Origin of the sequence: Aporhodopirellula rubra (assembly GCF_014192335.1) — a bacterium.
GTDB classification, from domain to species: Bacteria; Planctomycetota; Planctomycetia; order Pirellulales; family Pirellulaceae; genus Rhodopirellula; species Rhodopirellula rubra.
Map to the genome: position 1 here is coordinate 225,518 of NZ_JACHXU010000002.1, position 22,800 is coordinate 248,317.

Annotated in this window: 16 protein-coding genes; 7 read left to right on the plus strand and 9 right to left on the minus strand. The window is 54.1% G+C overall.

Going from position 1 to position 22,800, the window contains the following annotated elements; translation table 11 throughout:
- The first annotated feature begins 160 nt into the window (after positions 1-160).
- From FHS27_RS03115 to FHS27_RS03130, 4 genes are all read left to right on the plus strand, one after another.
- On the plus strand, positions 161-730 hold the full coding sequence (locus tag FHS27_RS03115) for an ECF-type sigma factor (RefSeq protein ID WP_184301620.1): 570 nt from the start codon (positions 161-163) through the stop codon (positions 728-730).
- 127 nt (positions 731-857) lie between these two features.
- Positions 858-3,140 carry a serine/threonine protein kinase gene (locus tag FHS27_RS03120; protein WP_184301622.1) on the plus strand — a complete coding sequence of 761 codons (2,283 nt, stop codon included), beginning with the start codon at positions 858-860 and terminating at the stop codon, positions 3,138-3,140.
- Positions 3,141-3,353: 213 nt separating this feature from the next.
- Positions 3,354-5,252, plus strand: coding sequence for an outer membrane protein assembly factor BamB family protein (locus tag FHS27_RS03125; protein WP_184301625.1), 1,899 nt, complete (start codon positions 3,354-3,356; stop codon positions 5,250-5,252).
- Between the two features lie 54 nt (positions 5,253-5,306).
- Complete coding sequence (locus FHS27_RS03130; protein ID WP_246419045.1) at positions 5,307-5,735, plus strand: hypothetical protein; 429 nt, start codon at positions 5,307-5,309, stop codon at positions 5,733-5,735.
- Positions 5,736-5,957: 222 nt separating this feature from the next.
- On the opposite strand, the gene FHS27_RS03135 is transcribed toward FHS27_RS03130, so the two are convergent.
- Together FHS27_RS03135 and FHS27_RS03140 are read right to left on the minus strand one after the other, a co-directional pair.
- Positions 5,958-6,119 carry a hypothetical protein gene (locus FHS27_RS03135; RefSeq protein ID WP_184302454.1) on the minus strand — a complete coding sequence of 54 codons (162 nt, stop codon included), beginning with the start codon at positions 6,117-6,119 and terminating at the stop codon, positions 5,958-5,960.
- A gap of 33 nt (positions 6,120-6,152) precedes the next feature.
- The gene (locus FHS27_RS03140) at positions 6,153-6,503 is read right to left on the minus strand and encodes a DMT family protein (RefSeq protein ID WP_146537118.1); all 351 of its coding nucleotides are present in this window, start codon (positions 6,501-6,503) and stop codon (positions 6,153-6,155) included.
- 162 nt (positions 6,504-6,665) lie between these two features.
- Between FHS27_RS03140 and FHS27_RS03145 the strand changes: the two genes are divergently transcribed.
- The 3 genes from FHS27_RS03145 (at position 6,666) to FHS27_RS03155 (ending at position 8,205) form a co-directional block, all read left to right on the plus strand.
- Positions 6,666-7,061, plus strand: a complete 396-nt coding sequence (locus FHS27_RS03145) for a TspO/MBR family protein (RefSeq protein ID WP_184301628.1) — start codon at positions 6,666-6,668, stop codon at positions 7,059-7,061.
- Positions 7,062-7,194: 133 nt separating this feature from the next.
- Positions 7,195-7,803 carry an SOUL family heme-binding protein gene (locus tag FHS27_RS03150; protein WP_390852637.1) on the plus strand — a complete coding sequence of 203 codons (609 nt, stop codon included), beginning with the start codon at positions 7,195-7,197 and terminating at the stop codon, positions 7,801-7,803.
- 3 nt (positions 7,804-7,806) lie between these two features.
- A complete protein-coding gene (locus FHS27_RS03155) occupies positions 7,807-8,205 on the plus strand; it encodes a thiol-disulfide oxidoreductase DCC family protein (RefSeq protein ID WP_184301633.1) in 399 nt (132 codons plus the stop codon).
- A 19-nt stretch (positions 8,206-8,224) separates the two neighbouring features.
- Here the strand turns inward: FHS27_RS03155 and FHS27_RS03160 are convergent, their stop codons facing one another.
- The 7 genes from FHS27_RS03160 to FHS27_RS03190 form a co-directional block, all read right to left on the minus strand.
- Entirely contained in the window at positions 8,225-10,924 is a 2,700-nt protein-coding gene (locus FHS27_RS03160; RefSeq protein ID WP_221224845.1) for a DEAD/DEAH box helicase, read from the minus strand.
- A gap of 506 nt (positions 10,925-11,430) precedes the next feature.
- The gene (locus tag FHS27_RS03165; protein ID WP_184301639.1) at positions 11,431-12,150 is read right to left on the minus strand and encodes a hypothetical protein; all 720 of its coding nucleotides are present in this window, start codon (positions 12,148-12,150) and stop codon (positions 11,431-11,433) included.
- A gap of 236 nt (positions 12,151-12,386) precedes the next feature.
- Positions 12,387-13,280, minus strand: a complete 894-nt coding sequence (locus FHS27_RS31500) for an HNH endonuclease (RefSeq protein ID WP_184301641.1) — start codon at positions 13,278-13,280, stop codon at positions 12,387-12,389.
- Positions 13,281-13,289: 9 nt separating this feature from the next.
- Positions 13,290-14,198 (minus strand): GIY-YIG nuclease family protein, encoded by a 909-nt coding sequence (locus FHS27_RS03175; protein ID WP_184301644.1) that lies wholly within the window; start codon positions 14,196-14,198, stop codon positions 13,290-13,292.
- Between the two features lie 115 nt (positions 14,199-14,313).
- Positions 14,314-16,344, minus strand: coding sequence for a BREX system Lon protease-like protein BrxL (gene brxL, locus FHS27_RS03180; RefSeq protein ID WP_184301647.1), 2,031 nt, complete (start codon positions 16,342-16,344; stop codon positions 14,314-14,316).
- A 116-nt stretch (positions 16,345-16,460) separates the two neighbouring features.
- Complete coding sequence (gene pglZ, locus FHS27_RS03185) at positions 16,461-18,977, minus strand: BREX-1 system phosphatase PglZ type A (RefSeq protein ID WP_184301650.1); 2,517 nt, start codon at positions 18,975-18,977, stop codon at positions 16,461-16,463.
- A 54-nt stretch (positions 18,978-19,031) separates the two neighbouring features.
- Positions 19,032-22,799 (minus strand): PIN domain-containing protein, encoded by a 3,768-nt coding sequence (locus FHS27_RS03190; protein WP_184301652.1) that lies wholly within the window; start codon positions 22,797-22,799, stop codon positions 19,032-19,034.
- Between the last annotated feature and the right edge of the window lies 1 nt (position 22,800).

A 22,800-nucleotide genomic window follows, 5' to 3' on the forward strand; every position in this document is an offset into this window, starting at 1 on the left:
GTTGAGCTATTTGCCTAGCGAACCTAGGCATCCATTCCCCACATGGTGTCGTGTGTATCAAGGAGTGTTCGTTCGAGGTATTATTTCCTATGTGCGGAAAAATCTTTTGACTTCACGTTTCTGAGTCAAACCATAAACATACAATTGGAGTCCCAAGAGAGTGTCCGAAGTTACGCAGGTTCTAAAGCAGATTAAGCAAGGAGACGTTGCCGCTGCGGCTGATCTGTTGCCACTGGTTTATGCTGAGTTGCGCCGACTGGCAGGTCACAGGATGAAGAGTGAAGCGGCGGGGCAAACATTGCAACCCACGGCACTTGTGCACGAAGCCTATGTCCGTCTTGTGGGAACTGAAGATGTACCGCAATGGGACAGTCGTGGCCATTTTTTTGCAGCAGCGGCTGAAGCGATGCGGCGGATTCTAATTGAGAACGCGAGGAGTCGTCAGAGCCTCAAGCGTGGCGGGGATTTCCAGAGGTTTGAAGTAACCGAAGAGGATGCCATTCTTGACTCTGGTGATGTCGACGGGCTACTAGATTTGGATGCAGCTTTGACAAAACTAGCTGAATGCGAACCGGAAATGGCCAAACTGGTCGAACTGAGATACTTCACCGGATTGTCGGTCGATGAGTCCGCAAAGGCACTTGGGATTTCTCCACGAACGGTCAAACGAAACTGGGCATTTGCTCGGGCATGGTTGGGGCGTGAACTCAACCCCGACGAAGAAGCTTGATTTGAATGGCCCCGAACGTATCTGAATTTCGCATTACGTTACGTGGGACCAGAATGTGCGGCCCCGTGAATAGAGTTGATTTTCTATCAGATGGCCTCACAGATTTCATCAAAAGTTGTCCGACATAATGACTGTAGCATCAGAAAAGTCGATCTTTTTCCATGCACTTGATATTGAATCGTCCGATGAGCGGGCGGCGTATGTTCAGCAAGCGTGTGCGGGAAACGAAGAACTGCTGACTGCCGTTTGTGCGTTGCTTCGCGAGAACGAACGGGACGTGAACCCTGTCGATCGACCATTGATGGCGGCATTCCTTCCGCCAGTGATCTCGGTAGGCGACGACGAGGACACCGACTCACGATTTACTCCGGGCACGATGGTCGGTCCGTATAGGCTGATGGAGCGCATTGGCGTGGGCGGCTTTGGGTGGGTTTTTGTTGCCGAGCAGCAATCACCCGTACGACGCCGTGTCGCGCTGAAGATCATCAAACCAGGGATGGAATCCCGTGAGGTCGTTGCTCGCTTCGAGGCTGAGCGACAGGCAATTGCCTTGATGGATCATCCCAACATCGCTCGCGTTTTCGACGCAAGCGTGACGGTGACAGCTCAACCTTATTTTGTGATGGAACTGGTCCGAGGTGTTCCGCTAACTGATTTTTGCGACAACCATCAACTTGATATGTCCGAGCGACTCGAACTGTTCATGACAATCTGCCATGCCGTGCAACATGCGCATCAGAAGGGAATCATTCACCGCGATTTGAAACCATCGAATGTCCTCGTGACGCTACAGGATGGTAAACCGCTAGCCAAGGTCATCGACTTCGGTGTTGCCAAGGCAATCGGCCAGAGCCTGACGATCAAGACGATTTACACGCGGTTCACTTCGATGGTTGGCACTCCGGCGTACATGAGCCCCGAACAGGCAGCGATGAGCACCGGCGACGTTGATACGCGAAGTGACATCTATTCACTGGGAGTGTTGCTTTACGAAGTGCTAACCGGGTCGACGCCCTTTGCTCCCGACCGTCTTCAAAGCGCGGGCTTTGATGAATTGCGTCGGATCATTCGCGAAGAAGTCCCTCCACACCCGAGTACTCGCCTAAGTACGCTGAACAATGAATTGGCAAGCACTGTTGCCGTCAATCGTCGCTTGGCTCCGGAAACGCTTTCGTCCGCTATGCGGCGCGATCTTGACTGGATTGTGATGAAGGCGTTGGACAAAGACCGAAACCGGCGTTATTCCACTGCGGGTGCGATGGCTGAGGACGTGTCGCGATTCCTTATGGACCAGCCCGTCGAGGCTCGTCCTCCATCGGCTTGGTATCGATTCACAAAGTTTGCACGGCGAAACAAAGTTGCCATTTCGACGGTATCGCTTGTCGCCATCGCGTTGATCCTTGGAACTGCTGCGAGTGTTTGGCAAGCTCGTGAGGCGATAAAAGAACGCGACGAGAAAGAAATCGCTTTAGGAGAAGCACGTGCCGCCGAACATGCCGCGAATGAATCGCGTGCTGAACTGGAGAAGTTCAATGACCGGCTCAATTCGACGACTGTCTTGCTGGCATCGGGACGAGCGAATACCGACGCCCAGCGATGGCCTGCCGCGTACGAAGCTTACACAGAGGCAACGAATGTGCTGCCGAAATACTTCCTCGTCTGGCTGGAGCGTGGTGGGTTGAACGCGAAGCTGGGGCGTTGGGATGCCGCTGCAGCTGATTTTGTAAAAGCGGTCCAAATCGGTTTCCCGATCGAACAGGCCGAACTGTCCGGCGTTCCACAACTCTTGTTCTATGCGGGAGAATCGGCTGCTTATAAGACATTGAGTGAAGAACTTAAGACCTCTGATAAGAACGATCCGATGGCCGTCGCGGCGAGAGGGCAACTGGCAGGCGAGCTTTCGCCAACCGACGCCGCTAGGTTGGCCGATCGCGTCGAACTGATGCTCGCTGCGATGGACGATGCCGACAATCCAGAGGCAGCTCACGCCCCCAAAACGAAACACCACCGTTACGCCAAGATGTTCTACGGCGTGAACCTCTACGTTGCTGGTTGGGCACACGTGAAAGCCGGAAACAATGAGCGTGCACTTCAGAGGTTGAAAGAGTCGAACGAGGCGAATTGGTTCGGGCGCGGGATCGCTTATCCGCTCCTTGCGATCGCCCACCATCAAAGGGGAAATGCGGAAGATGCTGTAAGTTCCTTCGAGCAATCGCAGGCGTTCTTTGACCATTTGCTTGACGAAAGCGTCGAGCAGTCCAAGGGCTCACCGTCGATTCCGTGGATCGACTGGGTCGAGTTTCTGATCAACCATCGCGAGGCGAGCATCGTCGTCAAAGGATTTACGCCTGCAATCGACCCTCGATTTCGCCAAATGCAGAGTTTCGCGGAATCAACAATCGCAGATTGACAGTATTTCTCGGGCCCGAATCGTATCTGCCGGCTCGCAAATTCTCTCCGCAGACGACTATGGCCCCGGTTACGAGCAGATTTCGCATTACCGAATAGTGCCTGATCATCGACGAAGCAGCGATTTTTATGAATCGTTGATTCACTCGAAATGCTCTTGGCAGACCGAATTCGCCAGCCATACCTGAATCTCTCATCAACGAAAATGATTTCGATGTCAAAACTCTCCATGTGCTCATTGTTTCTTCTGATTTTCAGTTCATCGCTGTTTGCCGAAGATTGGCCTCAGTGGCAGGGTCCAGACCGAAACGCAGTCTCGAAAGACAGAGGATTGCTGCAGCAATGGCCCGAAGGCGGGCCGCCGCTGGCATGGCGAGTCGATGGTCTGGGCGGCGGAGACAGTGCGCCGGCCGTTGCGGGCGGAAGACTTTTCGGAATGAGCAATCGGGATGGCAAAGAAATCGTCTGGGCACGCTCCGAAAAAGATGGCAAGGAAATATGGGCTTCGCCCCTGGGTGACGCTATTGACCAACGCGTGCCGCAGTCGAAAGAAGGTCCGGGGTGCACTCCGTCAGTTGACGGCAATCGCGTGTACGCGATCGGCATGAGCGGAAGAGTGGCCTGCCTCAACACAGAGGACGGGAAAATCGCCTGGCAGAAAAGCCTGATCGATGATTTCGGTGGCGTTGCCCCGATGTGGAACTTCCGCGAATCACCACTGGTTGATGACGACAAAGTCATCTGCACACCGGGCGCTTCCGACGCGATGCTCGTCGCACTGAACAAGTTGACAGGCGAAACGATTTGGAAAACCAACATATCGGCGGATTCCACCGAGACAACCAGCGGCCGAGGAAGTCGTTCGGAAAACGCACCTCGTAGCGAACCACCGCCACGCGAATCGAATGATAACTCCGCGCCAACAATCACCGGCACTAGGAATCCGGAGTTGTTCGTCAGCGAACACTGGGGAATGACTGGTTTCTCTAAGAAGGTTCCCAACGGACAGTATCTCGCCAAGCTCTACTTCGCCGAAACGTACACCGGAGTTACAGATGAAGGGCAACGAGTCTTTAGCTTCAACGTTGAAGGTAAAGAGTTCAAAGACTTTGACATTTGGAAAAAGGCCGGCGGTCCACGAAAAGCTTATGTTGAATCCGTCCCGGTGGAAGTAACCGATGGAGAGTTGAGCATTGCCTTTACCGCGCAAGTACAAAGCACAGCCATCAAAGCGATTGAAATCATCCCACAGGGCGATGACTCGAAAACCACCGACACCATCCGAGTCAAAGCCGGCGAATCAACTCCCTTCAAAGATTCCAATGGGAATACTTGGCTTGCAGATCAAGGATTCACTGGTGGATCGACAAGTCCGGGATCCTTCAATACCGGAGGCACAAGTCTTGGCAGAGCGGGAGGCCGTGGTGGTTTCGGCGGACGTGGTGGCTTCGGCGGACGTGGCGGTGCTCGAGCGGGAGCCGCATACGCTTCAGTGATCGCCATCGATTTTGAGGGTCAGCGACAATACGTTCAACTCACCGCGACTTCGCTTGTCGGTGTTTCGGCCAGCCATGGCGAAGTGCTTTGGCAATATAACGCACCAGCAAACGCGATGGGAATCAACTGTTCCACTCCCATCTTTCAAGATGGGCTATTGTTTGCAGCCTCGGCCTACGGGGCTGGTGGAGGTGCCGTGAAGTTGGTGAAAGGCGACGGTGGAAATATCACGGCGGAAGAAGTCTACTTCACGCCCAGAATGCAAAACCACCATGGCGGAATGATCGTGGTGGATGGATGTCTCTACGGAGCCAATGGGGGAAACGGCGGCGGGATCATGACCTGCCTGGACTTCCAGACCGGCGACACGCTGTGGCGAGATCGTAACGGGCCAAAAGGATCACTACTGCTAGCGGACGGACGACTCTACCTGCGTGGCGAAGACGACGGCGAGATGCTGCTGATACAACCATCGCGAGAAGGACTGCTTGAACGTGGCCGTTTTGAGCAACCGGATCGCAGCAGTGCTAAAGCGTGGGCGCATCCGATCGTTGCCAACGGGATGCTCTACATACGCGACCAAGAATTGCTGCTCTGTTACAATGTAAGCGAGTGAACGCATCCGTTTCTCGGGTAACGCGGCGAACCCCATCACCTGCACCGTCGTGCCGTGCGCACCGGTGACAGGCACATCGGTGCGTTCACCAACCGGAAGCCAACTTCCTCGCTCGAGCGATCGCTAGAAGCACTAATCGAAGCAGCCGACAAACTGCGTGAAAAAGCGAATAAGAAACAAGCCAAGAAAGCAGAAGCGAAAGCTCGACGCGAAGCCGCCAAAGCGGAGAAACAACGACAAGCCCGGATGGAGGAGATGAAGTCGTCCCCGAAGACCTGGCTCACTCAAGCCGAAAAAACGGCAGCGGCAGGCGGCACCCACAACGACAAAGCTGCAACCGACATCCTGGCCGACCTCCGCGAAGCCATCGGTGGCGACCGAGGCAAGAAACTCGCCCGCGACCGAGCCAAGAAGATCGCAAAGGCCCACCCAACTCTCAACATGCTCAAGTCATCGCTGCGGAAAGGCGGTCTACTCGATTGAACATCATGAGGGAACCGAACTCCTTTCAAAAGGTCTCTCCGCACAAAGTTATCCACAACGGAACTCTGACCGCCGCTACAGAAAAAAGTGGTAAACCCCAGCGAAAAACGCATGTCAGTTCCATGCAGATGTATGCACGAACACTGCGAAATACTACGACTACATAACCCAGAAACGACATCGCCGAATTCGTGAAGAGTTCGCCTCAAGGCGAGAAAACGCTTAGCCGCGACCACCTTCGCAACAGGTTTCGCAGATTCGGTGGCAACGCGTGCATTGCAGCTTGCCGCGAATGTCGATCATCACGCCTCCGCAAACCGGACACCCTGGCTGCTGGGGCGTCGATGGTTTCGGATCGGGTTCGTTGGTCGGCTGGTCGGACATGGCTGGGAGTTTCTTTCGCTATGAAAGTGACGATCAAGTTGCCGATCGGAAGACGAAGTACACGGCGCCCATGATGCACATCGCCGCCCACAAGTAATCGAGCTTTAGCGGTTGCTGCATGTAGAAGACCGCGAACGGGACGAAGACGGTTAGCGTGATGACTTCCTGCAGGATTTTCAACTGTCCGAGGTTCATCTGCGTGTAACCGATCCGGTTCGCCGGCACCTGGATCAAATACTCAAAGAACGCGATCCCCCAACTGACCGCCACTGCAATCAGCCATGGTCGCCCGTCCAGATTCTTCAAGTGCGCGTACCACGCGAACGTCATGAACACGTTCGACAACACCAACAACGCAGCCGTCTTCCAAAACACTGGTCCCATTCAAACCTTCTCCGTGTTCTAAGGTGGGGTGAGCATCCTGCTTGCCAATCGCCTGGAAGCTAAAAGTCGACAATTCGGTAGAATACGACAGCGTGTTGAAACGCAACAGACTCCACCGTCCGGCATCTAGCACTTCACCCCTCACTCTTCAAACTTCCAAACATGACGTGGCGAGACTGGTACGACGCCCTCGATAAACCGGCTTGGACGCCTGAGCCCTCGACGATCGGCACGATCTGGCAGATCCTTTACCCGATCATCCTGGTCACGTTCGGATACGTCTTCTACCGAGTCGCCCGCAAACAACTCCCGTGGCCCGTCGCGATCCCGTTTGCCATCAACCTGATCGCGAACATCGCGTTCACGCCAATTCAGTTCGGCTTGCGAAACCTGCCCCTCGCAGCCATCGACATCGCGATCGTCTGGATCACGATCCTCTGGGCTATGAAAGCCAGTTGGCCCCATCATCGCTGGATCACCTTCGCACAGATCCCGTACCTGATCTGGGTCACGATCGCGAGTGTCCTGCAGTTCTCAATAACCTGGACCAACTGGTGAGCGGTTCGTCGTTCTATTAGCCGTTTTGACGATAGACACAGAATTTTCCGGCACCTTGCCAGACATCTATCCTTTTATGGTTAGCGATTTAATTTCCGAATCGTCGCCGCAAGTTTCCACGGGTGATCGGATGATGCGTACAAGAATGATGTATTTCGCGAGCGTCGCTGTTTTGGTAGCAATCGGAGTGTTTGTGTTCACCAAAACCACACGAGCCGGCTATGAGTCAGCCGAATACAAGGTCGTAGAATCCGACGGCAACTTTGAGGTCCGCGAATACCCCGACCTGATGTTGGTTGCGACGTCCACCAAGATCGACGCCCAAGGTCGCGACGGTAGTTTCATGAAACTGTTCCGCTACATCTCGGGCGCGAACGAGTCTGAGCAGAAGATCTTCATGACAACGCCAGTGTTCATGGAGAACGACAAAGCGGATTCGGCAGTTCAAATGGGATTCGTAATGCCGAAGGAGGTCGCCGTCGAAGGCGTGCCATCGCCCACTGGTCCCGACGTCGACGTTCGCAAGCGAGCCGGCGGCCGTTTCGCGGTCCTCCGTTTCTCCGGCCGACTCAATGCCAAGCTCGCCAAAGAATCCGAGGCCAAGCTTCGAGCCTGGATGAAAACGAAGAGCCTCGTCGCCGACGACTCTCCCGAGTCTAGTGGCGTCGAATCCGCATCCTACGATCCACCCTTCACACCTGGCCCACTGCGTCGAAATGAAGTCCTGATCCGGCTGAAGTAGTCCATGAGCAACCAACTCTCATCAACGAACCACACGGTCGAGGTCTTCTACGACGGCGAGTGCCCACTGTGCCTGCGTGAAATCAAGCTGCTGCGTTTTCTCGATCGCAATACCCGCATTCGATTCACCGATATCGCAACGGCCGATTTCAACGCGGCAGAGTACGAAAAGACGCCCGCCCAGTTCATGGACGAAATCCACGGTCGACTCCCTGACGGCCAATGGATCATCGGCGTCGAAGTCTTCCGCCAGCTCTACGCCGCTGTCGGCTTAGGCCTGCTAGTCTGGCCAACCCGCCTCCCCGGCATCTCACACGCCCTCAACTTCAGCTACCAAGTCTTCGCCAAAAATCGTCTCCGCCTCACCGGTCGCTGCACTAAAGAGACTTGCGAAGTCGGCTGAGGTCAAAATTGTGCGTTAGTCAGACGGCTATCTGCCTAGCCATCGTTCGGAGTAAGCGTGTTGGAACCGGATATTCGAGCTCCCAGATAATGCTTATGGGGCGACTGCCTGTGTGACTCAAGTAGCGGCACGGTCCAAGGAATTGGTATGGCGCCGAAATTCCGGACGGAAGATTCTTCGTCTCGCGTACGAAAAGCAACGGGGTGTAGCCCTTCTCACCGTGACGGATGTAGCGTTGGCCAGTCGGTGATTGCTCGGACGTGTTGCTCTGTGACTGCCAATGAAATTGATTGTGCGAGATCAGATAGTCTTCATACATCGTCGTTGGCGAATACTCATCCTCGGTTTTCTGCAGCGTCACAAAGAAGACATCGTGTTGACGATCCTTCAGATGCAACACACCCTCACGCTGACTTGGCCGATCATTGAAATTCCAGTGCCCGAGCGCCACCAAGATTTCGTCCCGCGTGTACGCAGCGTGAATGGCCAATGGCTCGAACGCCACTGCATTTCGGTTTGCGATCAATGGCGAGTGTTTCAATCGGTATTCAAGCACGCACCGCAGGTCATCGATAACCACCGAATTGTCTCGCAATCTTTTGTCCGCATCCGCGAGTGACATTTCAGCGTGCTGCGCCCCCCACAATGAAACGTGCAGCATCTCCGCGACACTAGTTTCCGGAGGCGAGTCTTGCTCCAGGTATTCGGTTACAGCCTGGATCTGCAGCGGGCAGTTGATGTGACTTAAACGACGCAGCCCCTTTGCTAATTGTTTTTCGTCTGGGGCGTCCGCCAGCTCGATAAGTCCTGCATCCGCCAACAATCGTGACCACAAGCCTCGCTTCAGCAACTCATCTAGTGTTGTATCGAAATAGTCGATCGCATCTTCAAGCGTTGGCACTCTCCCCAGATACTGCTTCAGATCTCGTAGCGAGCCTAACATCCGCGGTCGGACCAGGCGAATGGACTCTCGTACATTTTCAAGCACGCGTTGTTGAGCCACTCGCTCGAGTTTGATCACACAGCCACTTGGCAGGTGCGGAAAACCGTTTTCGATTTCTTTGTCAAGTTTCGCAGTCGGCTTATCGCTCAAGGCACGAAACCGGCTGGCGAACCGAAACTCTTTGCGCTGCGCGCCGATGAAGTCGAGCACGGTCAAACACTCTTTCTCAGGATGCAATCGCAAACCACGCCCCAACTGCTGCAGGAACACAGTCAGGCTTTCCGTCGGCCTGAGAAATAGCACCGTATCGACCTCGGGGATATCGATACCTTCGTTGTAAAGGTCGACGACAAAGATGAAGTTGACCGAGCGATCACGTAGCCGCTGCTGAGCGGAATTGCGTTCCTCGCTGGTCGACCCCGCTGACAATGCAATCGAAGGGACTCCATTTTCATCGAAGAATCGAGCCATGAATTCGGCATGTGCGACGCTGCAACAAAATCCCAGGCCACGTACATCCTGCGAATCCAGTACGGTCTCCGTAACCTTCTCGAACACTAACTTTGCACGAATGTCATTGCCCGTATAGAGCCGATCCAAGTCATCGATTCGGTAGCCGCCACGTTGCCATGTCAGGCCATCAAGATCGACTGCATCTGAAATCCCGAAGTATTGGAACGGACACAACAGACGCCGGGAAATGGCATCTGGCAACCGTATCTCAGCCGACGCTCGTCCTCCAAACCAACTCAACACGTCCAGTTGATCAGAACGTTCGGGCGTGGCTGTCAATCCAAGCAGAACCTTCGGACTAACGTGCTCTAACAAGGATCGGTAGCTGGGGGCCGCAGCATGGTGAAACTCGTCAACGACTACATACTCGAATTGCTCCGCAGACTCCATCTGAAGATTTCGAGAGTTGTAGCTTTGGATGGAGCAGAATAGTTGTTCGTGTTGCTCTGGCTGATTCCCATCGACGAGGAGATCGCCAAAATTCTGATCTCGCAGCACGCAACGGAACGCGACCATCGCTTGGCTGAGAATCTCTTTTCGATGGGCGATAAATAGCAACCGCGGTTTGCGTCCCGACTCCCTTGCGACACGAGCATAATCGAACGCAGCTATCATCGTTTTGCCGGTCCCCGTGGCAGCGACGATAAGATGTCGATCTTTGTTTTGGACATTGCGTTCCGCAGCAATGATGTCAAGGATCTCTTCTTGAAACGGGAACGGACGCAAATCGAAATTGATCGCGAGTTCATTGTCCGTTCCTGCTCTCCGTTCGGTACTAATTGCTTGGCGAAGTCGAGGCAGCGACTGAACGTCAAACGACTGAAACTCATCATCCTGCCAATAGGTTTCAAACGTGCCCGCGACCTTGTCCCATAAATACGGCAACTCGTACTGACTGATTTTCGTCGTCCATTCAAGTCCCTCGGACAACGCTGCATTGGACAAATTGGCGGAGCCAACATAGGCACTGCTGAAGCCGGTCTTGCGGTGAAACAAATAGGCTTTCGCGTGCAAACGCGTTCGTTTGGTGTCGTAGCTGACTCGCACCTCGGTCCTGGGAAGTTCACTCAGTGCTGCCACCGCTTTCGGATCCGTAGCACCCATGTAGCTGGTGGTGATCACGCGAACGGCCAGTTTGTCATTGCGATCAACAAGGTCGCGAAGCTGGTCAATGATGACCCGCAATCCGCTCCATTTGATGAACGAGCAGAGGATGTCAACTCGATCACAAGTTGCGATTTCCTTGCGAAGCTGGCTTCCCAAGCTTGCATCCAGTCGTGTTCCAGTCAGAAGCAAGCAACGGGAGAGAGGACTATCCGGCCTCTCGTTTGGCAAACCATCGACTGACCGGTGGATCGCCAACAGCCGTCGCAATGGACTGGCAATGCTCAGAACGTCAGCGTCGTCGTCATGTAACGCTTCCGCGAGCGTGCCAAGAATTCTGTCGGTAAGCTGCCTCTGCTTTTCAGCTGCATCAGCCCCGCGAAACGCAGCCAAACCGGCAGCGATTAGTCGCTCGAGAAATTGAGCTAGGGCCGTGTGCGCCTCCTCTGAATCGACTGGTGCAAGCGTTGCCAGACGGGGATCGCCTAATCGAGCAATCTCGTCTTCGACAGCTTTCGTCAGAAGATGATCGTAGAGTCCTGGTTCCACTAGCTGCCTACTACCCAGTAAGTAATTGCTGGCAGAATGACGCTGCCTGATCTAACGAACACGAATTTTAGCGACTTACGACGATGGTTGGTTGCTCGCTCAGCGTCAAAGTACGATCAGTACCAATCTGGTGGCCGGATGAACTTTGGCCCGCTGGGATGCACCGTGATGGAAGCTTCATTCTTTTTAGACCAATGCGCAAAGGCTTGATCAATGATGAGAGACTCTGAGGGCTGCGTGAGAATCATCCCTAAGTTCCTGGTGAGGTGCTCGCGAGCGCGCTGACCGTCAAATCGCCGGTCGGCTTGATCCAGTTTGCAATAGGTCGCGACATTCATCATGCCAGCATCGGACACATCATCAACTGCGCTTGATCTATTGGGTATCACATAGGCGCAAAACTTTGACGGAGCAAACAGCTTCGATACTGGATCAAAGACAAAGTAGGTAACGGTTCGCCGCTTCCATTGCCCCGCTGCGAGCGGTGCGGATATCTGGTGGTTCCACAGGTGAAGATTCCGCACCACTTCAAATAACTCAGACGCAAAGTGAATTCGATGCCCATCGCTCTCAAGCACGGGATCCACAACCTGAAAGACTCGTTCCTGTTCGGCACCAACGTCTAATCCTGAATCCTCAAGCTGCTGGAGCGAAGAGTGATTTAGCCGCTTGATACTGTCAGGTTCGACCGCAGGGAGCAGAACCGTTTGAAACGAGTTGATACCGACATATCGAAGCAAGTGGATTGTGTTGGAAGCCAAATTGCGCCGCCCACGTGTCACATGCGAACTGACCATCGAAACAAACACATCGGAAGGCTCAAACGCTTTGAACAAGTGAGAAGTCGCGAACTTCGCATGATTCGCAACCGGATCTGCACGACTGATTTCAAACTCGATCCACAACCTGCGAGACCCGTCGTCACGTTCAAGGCACACGTCCGCCCTGGGACTGTACCCAAGCAGTTTTTCCATTTCCAACGAAAGAACACGCTTCTCGGCAGAGAAAGTCCAGCCTTCGGGACACTGTGCCTTGAAGGCCTGTTGCATGAATCTCGCTAGCTGGCCCATGGCTATATCGATCCTCGAAAACGATGCTTGCGATGCCAGCGGCAGTGGCGCGGATCGGGCCATAGTTGCTCGTTGATTGGAAGCCGCAAACGCTCGCCGTGGTATTCGGACAGCGACGTTTGATCAGGACATGACTCGGCGAACTCGCCAGCGGCGACGAGCACCCGATAGTCGTCGTCAATCGACCAAAGTCCGCGATCAAACAACCAATGGGCATTCTTGCTCAAAGCAAGACCATTCCGCGGATCATTGTTCCGCGAGTCGGCAAACTGATGGATGTGTGCCGCATCCACAATCGATCCGCCGTCCAGCGTGGTGATTCGATAACCAGTCAAGGCGCAGGTGAATGCATAAGCCGCCGCGACATCAATGCGAAACCGCCCGTTCCTACCAGCCTGCTCCGCGTCATCCGGCATTTGAAAGCTTGCATCCCGAGCGATCTGATCGTCATCTGGAATGGCCAAACCAACCATGTGATACAGAGCGTTCCGCTCCGCAGGCTCAAAGTGCTTGGCAATGATCAGCCGCCGCGCCGCCTCTCGAAATTGTGGGTCTAAACATGCTGCCAGAAAGCTGGGATCTGGCAGGACGTAGGACGTTACGGATCGATGCTTCGAGGAAGTTCCGTCTTGAGCAAACGCCTTCCAGAATCCATCCGATTTCAAGTGGTGGAAAGGCATACGAATATCGATTCGTTGTGTCCGCCGATACGCAACAATCTGCGAAAACGTATCGAAGCGAAAGGCAATCTCTGGTGATAGGTAAAGCGGTTGGCCACCAAGTTCACCAGCTTCAGCCAGATCAAGGACCGTCAGCAACAACAACGGCTTGTGCGGAGCGTTGTTTCGAGCTTTGTTCAGTCTTGCGATTCGATCCAGCCAGGCATTGTGATCCACGATTAACCATCACTCCGAATCCGATTCCGGCGGCAACTGCGTCTGGTGCCAATCTGCGTACGTCTGCTTGGTTTGGGCGACCTTCCATGCGGCACGGCCATTGGTGTTTCCAGCGGCAACAATCGCAGCACCGGCACTCGGGCTGCTGAGATAGTCATCTTCGGCAAATAGGAGCAATCCTTTGTCAGGGATCTCGACGAGTTTCTTGTCGTCGACGAGCTGTTGTCGAAGTTCCCGGTAGTTCGTCCAGCTTGCACGAGGTTCCAACGTTGCTGTCGATCCTTTCAAGACGATGAATTCTCCGTCGATCTCACGTGCCTTCGCCGTGGCATCGCCAGATGAAAACTCAAAAACGGGAGAAGTATCTGTCGCGCCGGTGGCCACGTTCCTTTGATCGCCCACCGAAGGCCTGGGTTTGAGGAAAGAAAAACCTAGTACCGGCAGGACGAGTTCGATGTGCTGCAAGAATCCCTCCATGTCAGCGACATCAGCTTCCGGCATCGGAGGTAACGGTGGAGCAGTCCCATTGTGGATCTTGGCTCGACCTGCTGCGTATCCCATCGAGATCAAGCGGCTTTCCAGGTACCTCACGTGAGCCTTGGTTAGGTTCAGATCCTTGCTAATCACCGCGACGCAGCGTGTCCAAAACTCTTTTCGCTCGTCCTTGTCGTGAGACGCCAGTCGCTTGAAAACATTATCGCCTTCGCCGATGTAGATGATCTCGCCAGATGGGTTTTCCGGATCCGGTCCCGCCAAAATGTAAACCCCGGTGCGAACGATCTCCTCTCGCTTCGCCAGGTCGGCAAGTTTCGTACGGGGCGCGACCAACAGCTTGCCGCTCCAATTCATGACCTCCGCCGTAAGCAAGCCAGATGCGTCGCCGTCAACTAAGTAAATACGTATTGATCGTCCGTTCATTTTTAATCGGTCTTCTGCAGTTCAAGCCCAAGATGTTGACGCTTCAGCACACGCGAATCGCCTACTTCAGGAACTTGGGAATTCAACTGGAATTCGTTGATAAATCAGTCAGCGGTCAGGTTCGGAGGTAGGTTACCTCAAAGGCTTTGCAGGTTCGATGTTTTTGGAGGCGGTTGGAGATTGAGAATGAGTCGTTAGCATCGTAGCGTTGGAAGACGTCAAGGCCGCGGTCGAGAAGGATCTTCCAGCCGGTGTCGGTGACGATATGGCGGGCGTGGATCGTGGACTCGAAAGTCCAGGAGAACAAGATTCCGATGGGCAGACAGCTCTTCTGAATCTTCTCGAAGAACTCGAGTTGTTTCTCGCTGCTGAATTCTTCCTCAGATGTAATTAATTCGATCTCAACTCGCTCATCGTCTGGTTTGACTCGGGCCACTGTTTCGATGAACTCCATCAGGTTGCGGGCCTGGTGGAAGATACGGATGTAGGGATCCGTTAGAACGATTTTCGTCGCGCCAGCGACGTACGGACCAAACAACGTATCAAAGTCGATACCTCGCTGATTCTCCTTGACGGTGACGTGGCCTTCCTCTGGACCAGGCGCCTCGGCGTTCTCAACTGGCTCGGCTTGTTGTGCCGGCGTCGATAGCTCAGTTGACTCCGAATCCGATTCACCACTCTTGTAATAGATTGCCGGATACTGGTCCTCTTCCAGCGTCTTAACAACGACCTCCTCGCCTTGCGGGTTGGTGTAGGCGAAACGCACATCGGCGTACGTTTGGTCAATCCGCATCAACTGGTCTTTGACGCGTTTTCGTCCCTCGATCGCAAACACAAGCAGCTCTTCAAGCTCCTCATCGCTAGCGTCTTGGTTTGGGAAGATGATCTTGATCAGACCAGAGAACGTCTTGTTGATCGCGTCTCGATCGCGAGTCGAGATCTGCTCCGAGAGTTGCAACTTGGTCGCGTAGAGATGCGAGTAGTCAAAGCTGCGCTGTTGTTTCAAGATTTCGGCCAGGTAGTCCACGACAAAACCGAAGTCTGAAGTAAACATGTCGCCGCGGATAATATCGACTTCCCAGCCGGGGATGAAAAAGTGGATTCGGTCGAGAAACGCAGAATCGTGGTACTTCGTCGGTAGTTCATCGAACAAGTCGCTGTGTCGCAGCATATGTGCGACGGTGTGCTGCGTATTGCCAACGAACGCCATCGACGCTTCCGCGCCCAATGTTTCAATCCCTCGGGAAAACGTCTTGTTGGCCATGTAGTTCTTCATAATGTCGACCAGTGCCTTGTCGACCCGTTTCGCCTTCCCCGCGAATTCATCGAATGCCACGCAGTCCCAATAGCCTACAAGTCCGAGACTTCCAGTAGCATTGTTCACGAACAACTTCGGAACAGTCACTTCGCCTCCGGAAATCAGCATGCCGTGTGGCGAGAATTCGCTGTAGACGTGCGACTTGCCGGTTCCCTTCGGACCCAATTCGATCAGGTTATAGTTGCGTTCGCAGAACGGGATCAATCGCACGAGCTGCAACAGTTTGCTGCGCCTGCCGAATGATTCCGGGTTGAAACCGATGCTCTGAATCAGAGTGTCAATCCATTCTTCGGTTGTGAACTGCTTGCGGGATGCCAGATAGCCATCGAAATCAAAGCTGGACAACTGGATCGGTTTCAACGATTCCAGAATCCACGGCACCGTCTTTTCGTCCTCGTCGTGTTGGTACTCAATGTCCGCGATGCACCAAACACCGCCGACCAGCAGTTTTTGGTGTTTCTTTACTGTGCTGGCCGGTACGGCGACCTTGTTAATACCCAAATTTGCGAATGTCGCTTGATAGACATCCTCCTTGTCATTCAGCTCAACGCTAATGCGATCAATGATTTTCCGCAGCTTCGTTTCGCGGATTTGAGAGCGCACCAAACCAGCTTCGCTGCGATTAACGTAGTGCTTCGCCAGGATTTCTTTGACCGTTTCGATTCCAGTCTGAATCGAGTCTTCGTCGGACGTCGCGCAGTATTGACCCAGTAAGTACTCCAACACATATGACGGTACGATCGCATTGCCCTTGACCGCTTTGACCAGGTCCTTGCGAACCACGAGCCCGCCGAAATGTTCGTTTATCTTTTTATCAAGTGGAGTCATGAATTTGGTTCTCGCTGTCGCATCGTATTAATCTATGTTGTTTTGAAGTGCTTTTGGTGCCGTGATACCGTGGACCTGGCAGGTCAGCGAGCCCAACCAGATCGCTATGGTCGATGTCAATCAAAATCACTGGTGAACGATCGACGTAGGGTGAACGGCACCGACTTGTATTCCTTGAATTGAGACGTGTCGGAGATCGGTTCTTCCATCTTCAACATGATCTGCTGCTGGTTGTAGTTGTCGGCTTGCTTGGACAACAACAATCGCACTTTCAATTCACGTTCGCGAGCATTCTCGCTGGTCAAATCGAACGCCAGTTCGTGGCTGTCCGAAATCAGTTCGCCATCGGCCGCATACAATCCAACTCGCAATCGGCGAGCCTGCACTTTTTCGGTCACTGGTTCCGACTGATAGAAGACAACCGCTAATTGGCCTGTGGAAATCACGCTTGATGGTGGCGGGATCATGTCCACGCCTACTGCCGTCACGTCCGACCCGCGACTCTTCTTGATTGAAATCACCGGAATCACGATTTCTTGCAACGTGCTTCCACCGTGCATGAACCGCGTACTGCTGCCGCTCTTGCGGAAGCGATTGATCGATTTGGGTACGGCGACCTGCAAGTCGCCAACCAAGCCCAAGGCTTGCGATGAGTACAGATTGGCACCACCTGTCACCTGCAAATCTCGTCCGACAAAAAACCGGCGATCCGACGCCGTCACGTCACCCTTCACTTCGGCGGATGAGAAATCACTTTCTTCAACTTCGTCCTGGTACAAGAACCCATGGTCGGCCGTGACCACTACATTCGTTGCGTTCGCGCTGGTCAGCTTTCGCACCAGGCGAACGACGTCGTCTATGGCAGTCTCGGCCGCCTCGAACGCTTTGCGTTCTGTCTTTTGCGTGTGACCAATTTGGTCGATCGAATTGTGATAGATGTAGATCACGTCGTGGTCGCGAACCAAAGCCCGAACATCTTCTTTGGTCTTGTCCAGAATGTCGGCCGCCTGAACGGCGAGTGCGGAAGCATCCGAAGCGATGCTCTTCGCGGCAGCCTTCAATATTTTGTCACGGTTCGCCGTGCCTGAAGTGGAAACTTCGTCGGCGGCGACGGTTGGTGTCTTGTCTTCTTGAATTCGCAGTGTCTTGTGCGGCAACAGTGCCGCCATTCCCAATTGCGTGTAGCTGGGCAGTGTCGTGATCATGTGAGCCAAATCAGCCTCGAACTTGTCTTCTTGCCGCACTCGACGACACAGTTCCTCGCCGACCTCAAAACGCATCGCGTCGGAGATGATCACATAAACCTTCTTGTTCTTCTCCAGCACACGGCGGACGTATTTGTCAAAGAAGCCCGTTTGCGGCCGGCTGTCGGGGATCGCCCACTTATCTAGGCCATCTACCAATTCCTGCCAACGATCTCCCAGCGGCATCAAGAAGGCGTTCGTGTAACGTTTGCAAATCTCTTCGGTCAAAGTCCCCAACAACGTCGCACCACCCGACTTGACGTTATGAAAGATGAATTTCCGATAGACCTGATCTAGTTTGTAGAACGTCTGGACGTAGGCCGTTACACCCTGCTGGAGCGATTCCAACTGAATCGAAAGTGTATCGAGCAAATGCAGCAACTCAGCCGCGTGATCGACCGCTTCGTAGTAGTGCTCGTACTTTGCATACCAGTGCCCACGACGCCGGCCACGAACCAATTGAGTGCTTTCCCCCGACGAGATCGTCTTCTTCGCAACCGCCGACGCCAGCTCGCTGAGGATCCGTTGGTCGACAAGCTCGAAGTAATCCAACTCCGAAAGAGCCTTCAAATCGCGATTTTCAAGATCGCCAGCGATTCCCAGCATCTCCGCACATTGATGGGACAGCGTTTCAAACGCCGCTTCGTGCGTGCGTGAATCCTTCCAGCGTTTCAGGAACACAAGAGCCTCGTTCCCAAGCCGAACTTCGCCGCCAACCTCCATGCGGTAACACGACTTGAATAGCTCGATCGCGAAATCCTTCACGGTCGGCGAATCGGCCGCGTACTGGTAAACGTTCTTGGTTTGCTCCCAGAGAAATCCATCGAGCCCACATTTAACGATCAGATCGTATCGCTTTGCACCGTCGCCCTTGGCGAGTTCAGCCAGCAAGTTCTCGATCACGCTATCCAAACGCGGCTCGTTGTCGGCACAATCCGCGCAAACACCCAGCATCTTCATTGCGACCTGAGTCAGTGTGTCGTTCTTGGTGACCTTCTTCTTCAGCGTATCACGACGTTTGGCACTGTTAAAAAAGAACGCGTGTCGCGAGACCAGCGACCGGAACTCATAGGGCAACTCGAGCTCCGTCAGCCACAACGACGCCTTGTCCGTGCGGAAGTCGGTATGTGCCAATTGAACATCGAGCAGCCAGTTTTCGTTGTCTTCCGGAGGCCCACCAGCCTTGAAGACAAGGAACTTCTGTCTCGGCTCCTGCCGAAGCATGCGGTACTTCAACCCGAACTCGTTGTTCACGATTTCGACCTTCTCGATGCCAGGGACCTCGACAGCATCAAAATCTTTGCGCAGCGATTCCTCCTCGTCGTACCAGAAGACGATGCGATGTTTCGTGAACAGTTTTTCGAGAGCTTGCGAGATGCGGTCAGACATATTGTGTTATCGCGTTCAACTTAGATTTGGGGAAGTCGTTTGCATTTCGTGCCATTACTTCCCGAGCCAGTTGCGTTTCCAGACGTGCAGGCTGACGATAATTGAACGCAACAATTCTTCGTCTGGGAAACAGGCTTCAGGTGCATTTTCACGAATGATATCTGCCGCGTTCTCGACGCCAATTGCATCCATCACGGCAAGGAGCAGTGGAGTTTGTCGAATCTCGCTTGCGTTAGAGCGATAGATCTTTACGAACAGCCCCAGTGCCGTGTGGCACTTCGCTGAAAGCGTCCAGTGGCTCTTGCGAAACTGCTCGATGACCGAAGTGAACGGCCAGTTTGCTGGCTCCCAATTGCTTAGCCGAGCGGCAGCAAATGCAACATCAGCATTCCAGGCGATCGGGTTGTAGTTCCATCCCATCAATTTGGCGACCGATTCATCCAGCCGCGAATGAGTGATCGTTCCGTTGGTTCGCAGTTGAGCCAAAACATGCTGAATCCCTGTCGATGGCTCCTTGAAATCAAAGTGGGCCGTCGCCTGAACGAACGCCTCATCGGACCAGAGCAAGTACTTCGGATCGCTGGCCGCCACCGCGATGCAATCAAGGATGGGGAACGCGCCGCCCCGGTCATACACTTCACGGAGTGCCGGATCGACCGACGCCACCGACATTGAATCCACTACGGTGCAGTTCGTCTCGATATTCTTGAGCAGAGTGCGAGCCACATAGAGTCGTTCTTCCTTCTCGCCCTCCGGGATATCCTGAAACGCAACCTTTCCGCTTTCTGTTAACGTCAGCGTCCCCTCGGATCGACTCGCTTCTAAATCCTCGACCTCCGAAGCGAAGTAGTCCGAAACCGATCGAGTCACGACCAACGGAAACTTGCTTAGAGATTTCCATAGGTCCAGCTTTTCGATAATCACAACGGCACTTGGGTCGAGCAGGAGGCACTGCCCGTCCTGTAGCGGTTTCGCGACAAAGCCGTTCGCCTGCGACGGATCGGCTTGGAACCCGGTCCGAATGCCAATCTCTGGCTTCGAGCACAACACTCCGTGCGCATCATAGAATCCGATCCCCAGCCATGATGCGAGTGTCGCGACTGGCAAAGGTTGGTTGCGAAACGTTGCGAAAACCGACTCGCAGTGTTCCCGACGTTGTTCTAAGCTCTTCTTGATCGGCGACAGATTCAGCTCGTCACCGTCCAGCGCGTGCATCATCTGGATCGTGTTCGTGTACGGAAAATTCAGTTGAAATTCCGCAAGCACTGTTTGATAGCGGTACACAAACTTTGACGCGATCGCCTGAATCGTGATCTCGCGAGGCTGCACTGCGTCGGGTGAAATGATGACCGTCTCCCCGACCGACTTGCCGGAAATTGCCTGGGCAAACTCACTTTCGCCGTCGATGTCGCCATCGAAACGCTTGTGCGTCAGGTTCTTCTCGATCACAACCGTCTTCTTTTCGCCATCCGATTCACGAAACGTGACCGCACAATCCGATCGCACGTCGGAAACGTCCAAATCAAGATCGCTCTTCGATGCAAACTCCATGAACAGCCACATGTATCCGCCGTGCGCGATCTCGTCGCCCTGATTGTGACGCAGCACCTCATAGGCGAACCGGACGACTGCCGAATAGCGTTCAAGTGCCATCAGCGGTGCCAAAACCCGCTGCGCCTCATGCACGTTCAGTCCATCCGGCTTTGGCAGCCGAGCCTCATCCAGCTCCTCGTAGCGACCGTGCAAACGTGTTTCGATATGACAAAGCCAAGCGTACAGCCCACGGTCGTCAGGATGCTTGTCAATCAGTTCGCGGACCAACTCAGCCGCCTCATTCGGCACGTAGCCGAACAGAATTTGCAGCTCCATCGACCGAGTCGCATCGGTGTCTGCCTGATTGACCCGCAGCAATCGACACGTCTCCAGCATCACGTCGTGTTGCTGCAGTCGCTGAGCACAATCCAGCAACGCTCGCGTTTCGATCGTCAATCGCGTGCAGTCGGCCGCCTGCTTCAACAGCGGAAGCGCCTGAACGTCGTCATCCAAGTCCATGAACAGCCGCGCGAGCAGTGCCACGTAATTCGGCGGCGACTCAGGCTTCAACAGCCGCTTCGTCTCCGTCGCATGCTGAAGCGCCTTTTCGTCATCGCCGCCGACGTGCTGTAGCCAAGCCATACAGCAACCAAACTCGAACGGATCGAGGTTTGGTTGCATTCGCTGCAAACGCTCGATCCCTTGCTCCACCTTGGAATCGTCGATGGACCACTGAACGATGAAGCCCAGGCATTCATCGCGCCGTCGGAACTCACCTTCCCCATACAACTTCTCCATCGCCTCGATGAAGTCGGTTGAGTGCTCCGTCGTCTGGTCATTCCGTTGGACAACCAACCGAATGAATCGTTGATCCAAGCTCGCTTCGTCAATCCCGTGCTGACGAAGGACCCGGTTGGCCGTCTCGAACTCCCGTCGCGAGCAGAGGTAGCTCAAGTATTGTTCGACATAGGGGCTTTTCTCATCCGCTTTCGCAATCGCGTCCTCGAATGCCTTTTCAGGATTCGATCGTCCGAGCAAGAATTGCGTGTTCCCCAAGTTGCGATGAACGTCCGCCATCAATCCATCGGGCAGCGGATCGCCCGTCATCGAAAGAACGTGCAAATAATCTCGCTCGGCAAGGGCCAATCGCTCGGCGGTACGTTCGGGATCACTGTTCAGGGCAAGGTTGTGATAGGCAAACCCACGCAGCACAAAACCACGCGCGGATTCCTCGTCAATCTCGATCGCCTTTTCGGCATATCGAATCGAATCCTCGGGACGGCCGTCAACGCGTGCCTCGTCGGCCAGCGTCAAGTTTAATTCTTCCGACGTGTCTAGCTGGTCTTCGTACCAACTCTTTACTTCGTCCGTGTGCGGCCGTGGTGCGGTGCGATAGGCAATCGTCGGCAAAGGCTCGGTGCGAATGCCTGCTCTCAATAGTTCGCTCGCTTGTTTCCATGCCTTATCTTTCTCGCCGAGTAATTCCAAGGCCAACGAGCGATTGATTCGGGCTTGGTCAAGCTGCGGCTGTTCGTTGTACGCCTTCAGGAACCGCCGCGCCGCCTCGTCAAACTGGCCGATCTGCATTAGGTACTTGGCATTGAGCCGATGAACTAAGTAACGATCGCTCGCAGTTTGGCTCGCTGCCGGTAAATCGTCGATCTGTTCCAGTTCGTATTTTGCTAGGACGCGATTCTGTGTCTTTAGGTGTTTTTCCACCTGCACGAACTTTGCTTGGAGAACTTGATTGCCGGACTGCACCAAATTCTCTGCGAACGACGGCATCATCTCCTTCATTACTACACGAAAGCCCTCGACGCTTTCGTCTTTGCCCGCATTCTGCACTCTGTCTCGGGCGACGGCATCCAACTCTCGAAGTCTGGTCTCAATCTCCTGCCACGTCCACACAAACGTCTTAAACGACTGACCGTGTTCGAGGTCGCGGTTGATCTTTAAGACCGCATTGTCCGTGTACCGTGTCTTCTTGGCATTCGTCAGGATGTAGAACTCATCCATTTCAAAATCGCTACCTGCAGCCTTCTTCACCTCCGCTCGAATCTCGGCCGGTGGGCATGTCTTGCCCTGTTCGTGCAGCTTGCATTGGGCCGCCCGAAACGGGACGCCATTCGCCTTGTCACCATGAGCCATGTCGATAATGTCGATGCCGTCTTGCGATTCGCCGCGCTTGGCATATTTTTCAAACGACTCGCACTTGAAGACAGCCTTCAGCAAGCGCACGCAGAAATCCGCGAACTCCTCGTCATGAGCGAATTGATTCAGGAACGTCACG

Bases quoted from the DNA above. Each gene is read 5' to 3' on its own strand.
- FHS27_RS03120 (WP_184301622.1), top strand. From the start codon at position 858: ATGACTGTAGCATCAGAAAAGTCGATCTTTTTCCATGCACTTGATATT.
- FHS27_RS03125 (WP_184301625.1), top strand. From the start codon at position 3,354: ATGTCAAAACTCTCCATGTGCTCATTGTTTCTTCTGATTTTCAGTTCA.
- FHS27_RS03135 (WP_184302454.1), bottom strand. From the start codon at position 6,119: ATGTCCGACCAGCCGACCAACGAACCCGATCCGAAACCATCGACGCCC.
- FHS27_RS03140 (WP_146537118.1), bottom strand. From the start codon at position 6,503: ATGGGACCAGTGTTTTGGAAGACGGCTGCGTTGTTGGTGTTGTCGAAC.
- FHS27_RS03145 (WP_184301628.1), top strand. From the start codon at position 6,666: ATGACGTGGCGAGACTGGTACGACGCCCTCGATAAACCGGCTTGGACG.
- FHS27_RS03150 (WP_390852637.1), top strand. From the start codon at position 7,195: ATGCGTACAAGAATGATGTATTTCGCGAGCGTCGCTGTTTTGGTAGCA.
- FHS27_RS03155 (WP_184301633.1), top strand. From the start codon at position 7,807: ATGAGCAACCAACTCTCATCAACGAACCACACGGTCGAGGTCTTCTAC.
- FHS27_RS03175 (WP_184301644.1), bottom strand. From the start codon at position 14,198: ATGAACGGACGATCAATACGTATTTACTTAGTTGACGGCGACGCATCT.
- brxL (WP_184301647.1), bottom strand. From the start codon at position 16,344: ATGACTCCACTTGATAAAAAGATAAACGAACATTTCGGCGGGCTCGTG.
- pglZ (WP_184301650.1), bottom strand. From the start codon at position 18,977: ATGTCTGACCGCATCTCGCAAGCTCTCGAAAAACTGTTCACGAAACAT.